11 protein-coding genes are annotated in these 12,227 nt (G+C 59.8%); 7 read left to right on the top strand and 4 right to left on the bottom strand.

Translation table 11 applies throughout. The features are described 5' to 3' along the window. Positions 1-32 precede the first annotated feature (32 nt). Genes ACLI1O_RS05395 through ACLI1O_RS05370 form a run of 6 tightly spaced genes read left to right on the top strand, consistent with a single transcriptional unit; the run spans position 33 to position 7,213 of the window. A complete protein-coding gene (locus ACLI1O_RS05395; protein WP_239267660.1) occupies positions 33-1,625 on the top strand; it encodes a choice-of-anchor M domain-containing protein in 1,593 nt (530 codons plus the stop codon). Further along, a complete protein-coding gene (locus ACLI1O_RS05390; protein WP_411707013.1) occupies positions 1,625-3,130 on the top strand; it encodes an anchored repeat ABC transporter, substrate-binding protein in 1,506 nt (501 codons plus the stop codon). The genes ACLI1O_RS05395 and ACLI1O_RS05390 overlap by 1 nt, the downstream gene beginning before the upstream one ends. Next, positions 3,123-4,013 (top strand): choice-of-anchor M domain-containing protein, encoded by an 891-nt coding sequence (locus ACLI1O_RS05385; protein WP_239267664.1) that lies wholly within the window; start codon positions 3,123-3,125, stop codon positions 4,011-4,013. Before ACLI1O_RS05390 ends, ACLI1O_RS05385 begins: the two co-directional genes overlap by 8 nt. Beyond that, positions 4,000-4,734: an anchored repeat-type ABC transporter ATP-binding subunit gene (locus ACLI1O_RS05380; RefSeq protein ID WP_370657774.1), complete on the top strand. Its 735-nt coding sequence runs from the start codon at positions 4,000-4,002 to the stop codon at positions 4,732-4,734. Before ACLI1O_RS05385 ends, ACLI1O_RS05380 begins: the two co-directional genes overlap by 14 nt. After that, positions 4,731-5,651, top strand: coding sequence for an anchored repeat-type ABC transporter permease subunit (locus tag ACLI1O_RS05375; RefSeq protein WP_239267668.1), 921 nt, complete (start codon positions 4,731-4,733; stop codon positions 5,649-5,651). The genes ACLI1O_RS05380 and ACLI1O_RS05375 overlap by 4 nt, the downstream gene beginning before the upstream one ends. Continuing rightward, positions 5,648-7,213: a choice-of-anchor M domain-containing protein gene (locus ACLI1O_RS05370; RefSeq protein ID WP_411707012.1), complete on the top strand. Its 1,566-nt coding sequence runs from the start codon at positions 5,648-5,650 to the stop codon at positions 7,211-7,213. Before ACLI1O_RS05375 ends, ACLI1O_RS05370 begins: the two co-directional genes overlap by 4 nt. Positions 7,214-7,237: 24 nt before the next feature. Here the strand turns inward: ACLI1O_RS05370 and ACLI1O_RS05365 are convergent, their stop codons facing one another. Continuing rightward, on the bottom strand, positions 7,238-8,344 hold the full coding sequence (locus ACLI1O_RS05365) for an alpha/beta hydrolase family esterase (RefSeq protein ID WP_239267672.1): 1,107 nt from the start codon (positions 8,342-8,344) through the stop codon (positions 7,238-7,240). A gap of 108 nt (positions 8,345-8,452) precedes the next feature. On the opposite strand from ACLI1O_RS05365, the gene ACLI1O_RS05360 reads away from it, so the two are divergent. Next, positions 8,453-9,556 (top strand): isochorismate synthase MenF, encoded by a 1,104-nt coding sequence (locus tag ACLI1O_RS05360; RefSeq protein ID WP_239267674.1) that lies wholly within the window; start codon positions 8,453-8,455, stop codon positions 9,554-9,556. Positions 9,557-9,566: 10 nt separating this feature from the next. Here the strand turns inward: ACLI1O_RS05360 and ACLI1O_RS05355 are convergent, their stop codons facing one another. The 3 genes from ACLI1O_RS05355 to ACLI1O_RS05345 all read right to left on the bottom strand — a co-directional run bounded on the left by ACLI1O_RS05355 (position 9,567) and on the right by ACLI1O_RS05345 (position 12,139). After that, positions 9,567-10,085 (bottom strand): class I SAM-dependent methyltransferase, encoded by a 519-nt coding sequence (locus tag ACLI1O_RS05355; RefSeq protein ID WP_255716810.1) that lies wholly within the window; start codon positions 10,083-10,085, stop codon positions 9,567-9,569. Positions 10,086-10,191: 106 nt separating this feature from the next. After that, entirely contained in the window at positions 10,192-11,004 is an 813-nt protein-coding gene (locus ACLI1O_RS05350; RefSeq protein WP_411707011.1) for a fumarylacetoacetate hydrolase family protein, read from the bottom strand. Positions 11,005-11,119: 115 nt separating this feature from the next. Then, positions 11,120-12,139: a 3-isopropylmalate dehydrogenase gene (locus ACLI1O_RS05345; protein ID WP_411707010.1), complete on the bottom strand. Its 1,020-nt coding sequence runs from the start codon at positions 12,137-12,139 to the stop codon at positions 11,120-11,122. Positions 12,140-12,227 lie beyond the last annotated feature (88 nt).

The following is a 12,227-nucleotide window of genomic DNA, read 5'->3' as shown; positions in this document are numbered from 1 at the left end:
CCCAGCCCAAACGCTCTAAAGGAATAACAACCATGGATACCAACACCATTTCACGCACCAGAGCTCACCGGCCTGGCAGCCGCATCATCGCGGCGGTAATTACCGCCCTCATCGCGTTTTTCGTTCCGGTCACACCGGCCTTGGCCTTCGATGAGGTCTTTGATTCCGGACATATCGACGCGTTCTACGTCACGGCACCTGATGGCCAGCTACACCTATCCATGCAGGAAGATGTCACCGGCTCGCACGTCCAGCGCCCTGGCGATGACGTGCTGCTCCAGGTCGTGGAATCGGCATGGTCCGATGCCACCGAGGCCGTTCCCGAGATTGGAGAATCGACCTACTTCCTGCCCCAAACCCAAGACCCAAATATCATCTGGCCGGGCTGGGATACTCAGCCGGCACGCGATGGCGGATTCACCAGCGTTGACTTCGAATTCACCAATATCTCTGGGCCGGGCTCAGTCTATGTTTTTGAAACCTCTGGGTTCGGCAACGTCGGTGCCGTGACCAATTCCGGTTCGATGGAGCTGACCAGCGGCGAGGTTATTAACCAGCCGAGTCCTGCACACCGGCACGTCAACTGGGCCTTTAGTGAGGCAGGTACCTATGAGATGACTGTTCAGGCCTCCTCTAATGGCCAAACCAGTAACGCAGTGACCTATACCTGGCAGGTAGGCGAAGGCGGAGAGACAGTCTCCGGTCACCGTTCTGCGGGCGGTTCTGGCGAGGCAGATAACTCCGGCAATGACGCTGGACACAGCAATTCCGAGGGTGGCCAAGGCGGCAACGCTGCAAGCGGCGGACAGTCCACGGATCCAGAGTGCCGTCCGGGTATTATCCCGCAGATTAAAGACGATACGGTCTCGCCGCCGCAGTGGCGCGATGCCGATGGCGCAACTTTTTACCTCTCCGATAATTCCAGCGTCGAGCTGCCAGAAGATGTTGGACCTGTTTCGGCCGGCCAAGCCTGGATGATTGGTTCTACGCAGGTCGATGGCGTGCCGTGGCTCGGTGCGAATACCCAGAGCCCCTCCATGCGCGAACACATTCCAGGTGATGTTACTTGGGAGCTCGTCGATATGAAGGGCCCTGGTGCCATGATGGTCTACAGCCAGGGTGGCCTGGGCAAAATCGTCGGCGATGAATGGTTCCGCGGCGCGAACGGCGCTGTGGAAGGCAGCTACAATATCGCCCCCAATACCCACGTGCACCCTAACTGGGTCTTCGAAAAGCAGGGCACCTATGACGTGACGATCCGCCAGGTGGCCCAGACCTCTGCCGGCAAGCAAGTAGCAGGCCAAGCAACGCTGCACTTTGTCGTCGGCGGTGGCAGGCCAGATGGCTCCTTCGATAATGGCCACTTCGACCTGGGCGCGGAAGTGAACCCGGATGGCGGCGACTGTGGTGTTGGCGCCGCAGCCGGCGCGGGCTCTAATGGTTCCGGTGCTGGCCAGGATGGCGCTGGCGGTTCCGGTGCGAATACGTCCGGTAAGGGCAGCAACGCGGCTCTTGCCAATACTGGGACCCCCACCATGCCTCTCGGAATCGGTGTGCTCGGCCTGGGCATGCTGTTCCTTGGCCTGGGTATTGCACGACTCGCTGTCGCGAGGGCAAAGAATTAATGCCAGTGCCCCACTACCGTTTCGTACCGCGCGGGCTGCAGGCCGTAGGGGCGCTCTGTAGCGTCTCCCTCCTCGCGGCAGGCTGCACGACCTCGGCAGCGGTGGATACCTCTGATCGCTTCAGCGTGGTTGCGACGACGCCGATTCTGGCGGATATGGCCCGCCACGTCGCAGGCGAGGATGCCTCGGTCACCGGCCTTATCCCAAGCGGAAAGGACCCGCACACCTTTGAGCCGACGCTGCGCACGGTGCGCAACGTGGCCAATGCGGATCTTGCCTTGAGCAATGGATACCTCTTGGAACCGCAGTCCCTGATAGATACCTTGCACGAGTCCACGGATGCGCCCGTGGTAGAGGTCGCTGACTCCGCCTCCACCCGCGGCGCTACCCTCGTGCCGCTGGTAGAAGATGTCTCCCTGGATGCCATCTGGTTGGGCCTGCGCATTAGCGGTGCCGAGCAGCGCAACTCCGGCGTGGATTTCCGCATGGTCTCTGCCGAGGGGCCAGGCGATGTCGCAGCCTACGTGGTCTCCACCTTCGGCACGCCGGAAGTGCTGTTTAATAGCGCCGATGGCATCGACTCAGGCGAAGATGCGGTCACCCTCCCGGCCAACGCGCACACGCACGTCTCGTGGGGTTTTTCGGAGCCGGGCATCTATAAGCTGGGCTTTCAGGCAGATGGCACTGAGGTAGAGCATCTAACCGTCGCGGTAGGCGTGAACCCGCCGGAAGATGTGGATGTCATTGATTCCGGCCACGTGGATATTGCCGCTGATGTGGCTAAGGGATCTATTGATCTGCGCGATCAAGACCAGCATTTTGATCCCGCTGATACCGCGGTGGCGGTCCCCTCCTCGGTATTGCAGCCCATTCCGCCGGATCCCGCCTACCGCTTCTTGGGAACCCCCGGTGCGGATACCTACCTGCTCCCCCAAGCGGTCTTAGGTAAACACATCCACGGCGAAGTGGACCCGCACCTATGGCACAACGTGGACAATGCCATTGCCTATGTCGATGTCATCGCTGAAGAAATGGCGAATGCGGATCCGTCGCACGGCGCCGATTACCGCGCCCGTGCCGAGTCCTATATCGCAGAACTGCGCGAGCTTGACGGGTATGTGGACCGCGCGATCTCTCCCATCCCGCAGAGCAACCGGCACTTGGTCACCACCCACCACGGCTATGCCTACTTAGAGCAAGGCTATGGCCTGTCGGTGGCTGGGTTCGTGACGCCCAATCCCGCTATTGAGCCTTCGCCACGGGAGGTCATTGCCCTGCGCCGGACGCTGGAGAACCTGCACCTTCCCGCGGTCTTTGTGGAGCCGGTGGAACAGGCTAGTGCCAGCACGCTGAAGGAGGCCGCCGCGCAGCAAAACGTGGAGCTGTGCCCCATTTACGGCGACACGCTTGATGATGCCGTGCCTACTTATATCGATCTCATGAAATTCAATGCTGACTCGCTGCAGCGTTGCCTACATCCTTCGAATGGAGATAACCATGCTTAACCTTGCCTCTCGAACCGTTACCCGCGCGGCCACTCGCACGGCAGCCTGCATCGTCACCGCCGGCTTAGCCGTATCCGCAACGCCTGCTTGGGCCGACGACCTCGCGCAGGTGGTCGGCGCGGATGAAACCGTGGCGCCCGAGGGCGAAGAAAAGGTCATCGATGCGGGCCACGTTGACATCGGCACGCTGCTGGATGGCTCCGATGCCGAGCTATTGGCCCGCGATGATGCAGGCGATTCCCCGGTGTGGCGCCACCTTGATGACCTGGTGTTCTCAGTAGGCGACGCGGCCCAGCAAACGCTGCCGGATACCGATGAGTTCAGCTTCGTCGGTGCACAATCTGGCGAGGATGTCTGGGTTGTCCCGCAGACTGAGCAGGCCGGCGTCCCGTGGCTGGGGTGGAATACCCAGGCGCCTTCGCTTGTCGATAACGCTGATCGCGGCGTCACCATGGAATTCCTCGGCCACTCCGGCCCAGGGGATTTTTCCCTCTTCTTGCAAAACGGCGGCTTTGAGGCACCCCAGCTGCTGTGGTCTACGGCAGAAAAAGGCGAGTCTGAGTTCTGGGTAGACCTCAATACGCACACCCACGCCAACTGGACTTTTACGGAGCCGGGCACCCACCAGGTGGGTATCCGGATCAAGGGTGAAACCACAAACGGCGAGGAGTTTAGTACCGATGGCGTGCTGACCTTCGCCGTGGGCGATGGCGCAGCCATCCAGGCCGCCCAGGATGCGGAGTGGAGCCCAGCAGACGCCACGACCGAGGATTCTTCCCTACCGGTATGGGTGTATGTCTTGGTCGGCGGCGGAATTATCGTGCTGATCGCCGGTGTTGCCGTGCTCGTGAAATCTCGTAAGCGAGGCGATGGCCATGTCTAAGCCGTGCATTCAGGTGCGCGGATTGCAGGTAGCGCTATCTGGCCGCACCGTGATTGAGGACGCCAACCTCGAGGTAGGTACCGGTGAATTCATTGGGCTTCTAGGCCCCAACGGCGCGGGCAAGACCACGCTGATGCGCGCCATTTTGGGCCTAATCCCCTCCTCCGGCACGTGCACCGTCACCGGCTCTGTGGGCTATGTTCCCCAGCGCCACGAGGTGGAATGGGGCTTTCCCATCAACGTGTACCGCACCGTGCTCAGCGGGCGGACCGGACTCATCGGGTGGTTCAAGCGCCCTAAGAAAAAGGATCATGCCGCCGCTGCAGAAGCGCTGCGCTTGGTGCATATGGAGGAATTTGCCTCCCGGCCCATCGAGGAGCTTTCCGGCGGCCAGCGCCAGCGCGTACTGATCGCCCGCGCCCTCGCCATTCAGCCGGAGGTCTTGCTACTCGATGAACCTTTTACCGGGCTCGACGCCCCGAATACCGAGGCCCTTTTGGAGCTTTTCGCCGAGCTTGCGGCGCAAGGAAAATCCATCGTGATGTCTACCCATAACCTGTCTGAGGCGGCGCACACGTGCAAGCGCCTCGTGCTATTTAATCGCACGGTCATTGCAGACGGCCCCGCCGAGGAGCTTTTGGCCGAGAAAGATCCGTGGACCCACGCGTTTGGCGTCAGTGCCTCGTCCCCGTTGCTCGCTGCGATTGGAGTGGCTGCATGATTGATATCTCATTTATCGATTTCCTGCGGGATTTAACCAATCCCCACCTCGATTTCCTAGCCCGGGCAGTGGGCATTTCGCTCATCGCCGCCATCGTGTGCGGAATCATCGGCTGCTATGTGGTGCTGCGTGGCATGGCCTTTATTGGTGATGCCGTCTCACACGCCGTGTTCCCAGGCCTGGCCATCGCCTTTGCGCTGCAGACCTCAGTCCTCTTGGGCGGGGCGGTTGCCGGCGCGGTCGTCGCGGTGCTTATCGCCGCGTTTTCGCAACGCAACCACGTGCGCGCGGATTCCATTATCGGCATCTTTTTTGCCGCCGCCTTCGCCTTAGGCATGGTGATCATCTCGCGCACGGATGGCTATAGCGCATCGCTCACCAGCTTCCTCTTCGGTTCGCTCACCGGCGTTTCGCGCACAGATATCACCGTCGCCGCGAGCGTCTGCCTCGTGGTCCTAGCCGTGGTCGTGGCCTTTGGCCCGCAGCTCAATGCCACCTGCTTGGACCGGGAGACCGCCCGCGCCATGGGCCTGCCGGTCTTTGCCCTGGATATCATCCTCTACCTGTGTGTGACCGCCGCGGTGGTCATTTCCGTAAGCACGATCGGCAATATCTTGGTCCTCGCCCTGCTGATTACCCCAGCCGCCACGGCGCGCCTGCTGACGGCCAACCTCACCACGATGATGTTCCTCTCGGCCATCATCGGTGCCGTCTGCAGCTTCTTCGGCATCTATTTGGCGTGGGCCATCGATCTTCCCGCGGGCGCGACCATCGTGCTCACGCTCACGGTCCTCTTCCTCATTGTCTGGGCCCTGCATCCCTTCCTGCGCTCTCGCCGCAAACCGGGCCACTCTTCTCCTCGCGTGCCAGCTAACGCCTCCGAGAACACCCCACGAAAGGAAACCATCGAATCATGAAACCCTTGTGCCGTACCGCTCTTGCCCTAGGCACCGCCGGATTCCTCAGCGTGGGAACCCTCACCGGTGTGGGTCTACCCTCTTCCGTTATGGCCACCGCGCATGCCGCAGAGACCTGCAGCGCAGAGGACTTTATCCGCATCACCGAAGGCCACCAAGACATGGCGCTCAAGGATGAAGGCGGGGATATCAGCTTTGTGGTCAAAGACGACCAAAAAGAAAAGGAATACCAGTCCGAAGAATTCGCGGTAGAGGTAGCGGAGAAGAACAAGCAGCGTATTTCTGATCTCAACATCCCTTCCCTGCCTGACGAGGGATGGGTGCTCCCGCAAACCCAGATTGAGGATGTTCCGTGGCTGGGCTTTAATACCCAGGAACTCTCGGAGGAATACCTCGGCTCGAAGCAGACCGCGACCTTGAGCATGGCCATCGCGTCTGGCCCAGAGGATGGGCGCATCGTGGCCTTCCAAAACGAGGGCATCGGCGATCTCAAGGTCCGTATGGATACCGAGGACGGCACCGCTTGGGACTATCCGGGCAGGTCCCACTCCCACCCTGCCTTCGCTTTTACCAAGCCGGGCACCTACGCCGTGAGCTTTACCTTTGAGCTTCCCGATGGCTCCCGCCACCACCTGCACGCCGGATTCCTCGTGGGAGATGACGCGGATCCAGCAGAGCTGTGTGGTGTGGACTACGACGAGTCCGATGATGCCGAGGGAAGCGTCCCTTCCGATGGAACCTCCCGCCCGAAACAGCTGGCCAAGGACATCAGGGGAGTAGATAAAGCCATCGCGGGCCTGGATAAGGAGCTGGAAAATACTTTGAAGGAAGGCCAAAAATTCCTCGAGGGCGATAAAAAGAAGGAGAAAGATTCCAAGGATAAATCCGGCGATAAGCCGTCTAAGCAGGGCCAGTCCGGTGGATCCGGCGGCTCCGGTGGGAAGGCCGCAGAGAAAAATTCTGGTTCGAAGCAGGGATCCAACCAAGGCTCCAAGTCTGGGTCGAAGTCCGGTTCCACCAAGGGCTCTGCTCGCGGTTCTGGCCAGAGCAAGACTAACCAAGCCCACGGTTCTGGGGCAGGCTCTGGTGCTGCGTCGCGCAATTCGGGTGGGGACTCATCGAAGGGATCATCGGCAAGCAGCGGCTCTCGCTCCGGTTCTAAGGCTGCGCACTCCAAGTCCGGCGGAAGTTCTGGCCAGAAATCCGCGGGCAAGTCCTCCCCGCAATCCAAGAGCAACAAGTCTAAGGACAGCAAATCAAAAGGAACGAAGTCTGGAAAGCACAGTTCAGCTCCTGCGCCCAACGCGTCTGCAGGTGGCAAGAACCAGAACAATGAAGCGCTTGCCGGTGCCGCCTACACCGCCTCACTGACCAAGAGCAGCTTTTGGGCGGGCATCTTGGCGGGGCTCGGCGCATTCGCCCTCGTGCTAGGAATTGGCCTGTTGGTCTATGTCCAATTCTTCCGCAAGAAGAAGCAAGCTGGAGAACAGTCTGAGCAGCCAGAACAGCCTGGGCCGCCGCAAGCAGATGATGCCACGACGCAGATCCCGCGCGTCGACTAGAAGCTCTAAAAGTACTGCCTAGGGCTACACACGTGTCTTGGTGGAAAGGAAGTCCCACACAACATTCGGGGTATCCGGTTGCCAAAACCACGTGTGTTCAGCAGGCACCTTGATCAATTCCACGTCCTTGTGGCAACCGTTGAAGTTCAGGCGCTCGGCTCCTCCAACCTCCGCCTGGGTTTGGAAGGTCATTTCGCAGCGATTGCGGTTAAGATAGCCTCCCAAGACTGTGCGCACGGGAAGATAGCCAGCTTCGTGCCGGTCGCCGCCTTCATAGGTCATCATCTGATCGTGGGTGCCATGCATGATGAGTGTATGCATTGGCGCGTCGCCGCAATTGGTTTCAACGGGGTTATAAAAAGCTCCGGAGACCATGGCAACCGCAGCAAACGTATCTTGCGCGTGACAGCCCAAGACGGAGGTGAAACCGCCTCCATTGGACATTCCCGTGGCGTAGACGCGATTGCGATCCACATGATAGTCCGCATCCACCGCATCCAAGATGTGCTTGATGAAGCGGATATCTTCGCCATCATGGGTTTTGGCATATGGAGCTGCTTCCCAAGCGCGTTCGTAGCCCTCCGGGTAAATGATGATGGCCTCATCGGTGGCTGACGTATTTCCCATTCGTGCGTAACTAGAGAAATTTTCCGGGGAATCTCCCCAACCGCCAAATCCAAAAAGCACCGGGGATGGCTTCTCGGGAGAGTAGTGATCCGGGATACGCACGAGGTAGCGACGCTGTTTTCCCTCGTGTTCCATTTCAAGCGACTCCATAGTTCCCGGTGCAATGGCCGGATCAGGATTAATGCCGGGATCAGCAGAAGGCATGGGTGGAGTCGGCTCCGAATTGCCCGGATGTGGTGACTCACCGGGAGCGGACGTATGCTCCTCAGGATTGCGGGGAGTCGATTCAGTGACACCTTCTGGGAGCAAATGCGAGCCATCTGGTTTTGGAATCACGGGCTCGCCGGAGTGGTGGTCTTGTTCTGGCACAGGTTCCGGGTGCGTCGGTTGTACCGGCGATCCGGCGCCTTCTTGTTCCTGCGCCGTCGCCGGCACACTTATGGCGGCGCCTATCACTAGGAGCGAGGTCAAGAGATAGGTAAATCGAAGAAAAACTTTAGTCACAGTAGCCACTTTGGTAACAATAGTTACATCGGTTGTGTCACAGGGTGCCCACACGCTTGGCGAGGGCAATTTCTACCAACTTTTAACGAGGCACTAAGCTAGATCCCCATGCACGAAGACAGACCAAGCACCGCCCCCGATTTCTTGCTCTCCCGGGCAACGGGGTCTGTCCGTACCCAAGGTGCGCGGAAAACCTTTACCAGTGCCGAAACCGCGGTTGACGCCTTGCACCGAGGCGAGGCCGAGATGGTCGTTGGCGCCATCCCCTTTGACTCCGATACCCCCGCCGCCCTGACTGTTCCAGAATCGATCATCCGCGAAGACGGCCCGCTAGAACCACATGCGTTCTACCGCAATCAAACCCTCAATTCCCGCGTCGTGGGCTTTGACCCTGAGCCCGAAGAACACCTGCGCCGCGTGGAGGCGGCCATCGGCACCATCGAAACCTCGAAGCTAGAAAAGGTGGTTCTCGCCCGCGCGGTCGATATCGAATTTGCCTCCCCCATCGATCCCAGGCTGGTGGCCGCGCGCCTTATCGATCTCTCCGTCAACCGCGATGGCTTCATTGCGGATCTCTCGCCCGCAGGCCGCCCAGGGGCCATGCTGGTCGGTTCCTCTCCGGAGGTGCTCATCAAACGGCAAGGCTCGACCGTGTCTGCATTCCCGCTCGCCGGCTCCACCCCGCGCCGGGCCAATAAGGCGGCAGACCACATTGCCAGCCAAGACCTCTTGCACTCCGCCAAGGATTTGCTGGAGCATTCCTTTGTAGTAGAACACCTGCGCACTGTATTAGAACCGCTGTGCAGCAGCCTCGATATCCCCGAGACCCCGCAGCTCATACACACCAATGAGATGTGGCACTTGGGCACGCCGGTCACCGGCACGTTGCGGGATAAAGACCTCACCGCCCTGGAACTGGCAGAAGTAGTCCACCCCACCCCCGCAATCTGCGGCACGCCGACGGAAGCGGCGCAGGCGCTTATCGAGACCGCTGAGACCGACCGCGGCTTCTATGCCGGCACCGTCGGCTGGTGCGATAGCTCCGGCGATGGCGAATACATGGTAGCCATCCGTTGCGCGGAAGTTGCCGGCGATGGCCTCTCCGCCCGCGCGTGGGCCGGCGGCGGCGTGGTCGGTGCTTCCAATGCCCAAGCCGAGCTGGAAGAAACAACCGCCAAGCTCCAAACAATCCTCCGCGCGCTCAGCCTTTAAACGGTGCGGCTTAGAGCCGTTTCGCCACGAGGACCACGTCGCTTGTGTGGTGGGATCCGGCACCGCTAGTAACATGGCGCGACGATCGCCGCAGGGTCTGCACCGTCAATTCGGTAAGATTATCCGCCAGCCATTCCGGCATGGCAATCTCTTCTGACTCCATATCATGGTGAACATAGAGCAAGGTTCCACCCGGGGCGACGAGTCTTTCTAACAGCGCCACTTCCCCTGCGGTGGCACGGACGCTGCCGTAGTGAACGGTAACCAGGTCAAAAGAATCGTGGCTAAATTCATCAAAGGTAGCAACCTCGGCGGCAACTCCACGTGCCCTAGTCCGCGCTACGGCAGTAGGAGCAAAATCGATGCCGAGCACCTGCCAGCCACGATCCTGTAGCCACTGCGCATCAGCGCCTTCCCCACAGCCGATATCGAGTGCGGTACCTGCCGGAAGGTCGCTGACATAGTCCACCAGCGTGGCATTCGGGCTCCCTGACCACACCTGCGCGGTGGCACGGTAGCGCTCCTCCATCTCCTGCGCGCTCGGCGCGGACCCGCGGTGGCCTTGATGTGAATGATCCGGCACGCCGTTCTCCTTCTACCAATACCTCACCAGCGGCAGCTGACGCGAGATGAAACTATTGCGCCCTAGAGATGGTATTGCGCAAAGTACCAACCCCTGGGATCTCAATTTCAATGGTATCGCCCGGCACCATCGGTGCGGTTCCTGCTGGCGAACCGGTAGTGATGACATCGCCAGGCAGCAAGGTATAGGCGGCAGAGATTTCTTCCAAGATGCCGCCCATCTTGACGATCATCTGATCCGTATTGGAATCCTGCTTGTGCTCACGGGAACCATCGTGGGTCAGGTAAGCATTGATCTTCTGATCATCAAGATCCAAGCTATCCAGGTCCGTTTCAATCCACGGGCCCAGCGGGCAGAAGGTATCAATACCCTTGGCGCGCGCCCACTGGCCGTCCTTGAACTGCAGGTCGCGGGAGGAAACGTCGTTGCAGATGGTATAGCCCAGCACGTGGTCTTTCCAGTTTTCAGCCTGGATATTCTTCGATGGCTTGGAAATAACCACGGCCAGCTCACCCTCAAATTCCACGTTGGTGGCATAATCGGGAATCTTGATGGCCTCATTCGGGCCGATAACCGCAGTCGATGGCTTCAAGAAGATGGTTGGTGGCAGCTTATCGGAGGACTTCTTGAATACCTCCGCGACGTGGTCGGCATAGTTGCGGCCGAGCGCCACTACCTTGGTGGGCAAGGTCGGCGCCAACAGTCGCACCTCGCCCAGCTTCCATTCCCGGCCGGTGGGCTCCGGCGGGGTAAATGGAGTGCCGGAGATTTCTTTAGCTACGAGCTCCTCCATCGGGGCATCTTGTGGCCCTTCAATGATGGCAAAGCAAATTCCTTCTGGGTGTGCAATTCGTCCTAAACGCATAACGGCCATCCTACTAAAAGGTAGCCTTTACATGTGTGCAAAGTTTGCGGTGTTAATTTGCAAAGATTATTCAGTTCCCTGACAACACCGCATTCATGCGAAGGACTTCTTACGCTTAAGCCTGCAGGCTCTCCGCGATGCGGTCCCCCACCTCAACGGTCTTGATTGGGGCATCGCCGCGCTTGGCGATGTCCTCCGCCACCGCCTTTTCAATCCTCTGCGCATTGCCTTCATCGCCCAGCTGCCGCAAGAGCATCGCTGCCGACAAGATGGCCGCGGTCGGATCCGCGATGCCTTGTCCGGCGATATCGGGCGCCGAACCGTGCACCGGTTCAAACATGGAGGGGTTTACACCCGAAGCATCGATATTGCCCGAAGCAGCCAGCCCAATCCCGCCGGTAATAGCGCCTGCTAAGTCCGTTAAGATATCGCCGAAGAGGTTATCGGTAACGATGACATCGTAGCGGGACGGCTCCGTCACCATGTAGATCGTCGCGGCATCGATGTGGTTATAGTCCACTTCCACCTGCGGATACTCTGCCGAGACTTCTTCTACCGTGCGGTGCCACAGATCGCCGGCGTTGACGAGGACATTCGTCTTGTGCACCAGGGTGAGGTGATTGCGGCGCTGCGATGCCCGCTCAAAGGCGTCCCGCACCACGCGCTCCACCCCGAAGCGGGTATTTTGCGAAACCTCGCTGGCTACCTCGTGCGGCGTTCCTTCCCGCAGCGTTCCGCCATTGCCGCAGTACAGACCCTCGGTGCCTTCTCGCACCACGACGAAGTCAATCTCGCCCGGGTTATCCAGGGGCGAGTGGGCCGTGGGATACAAGATGGAGGGGCGCAGGTTCACGTGCTGATCGAGCGCAAAGCGCATCTTCAATAACAGGCCACGCTCCAGGACGCCCGGGGGGACCTCGCCGGGTGCGCCGATGGCGCCCAGCAAAATGGCATCGTGTTCGCGCAGGCTAGCCAGGTCCGCGTCTGTTAAAAGCTCGCCATTGCGCAGGTAGCGCCGCGCGCCCAGGTCATAATCGGTGGTTTCAATATCGCTGCGCACCGCCCGCAGCGCCTTCAGGGCTTCCGCCGTTACTTCTGGCCCAATGCCGTCGCCGCCAATAACCGCTAATTTCATTAGATAGGATTCCTTTCTCACATAGTGGATTAGGCTTTAGCTTACCAAAGGAAACCCGCCCATCGCAGCAGAAATCTACGCGATGGGC

This window comes from Corynebacterium sp. LaCa78, from assembly GCF_046717505.1.
GTDB lineage: Bacteria > Actinomycetota > Actinomycetes > Mycobacteriales > Mycobacteriaceae > Corynebacterium.
This window is presented reverse-complemented; position numbering and strand designations above follow the sequence as displayed.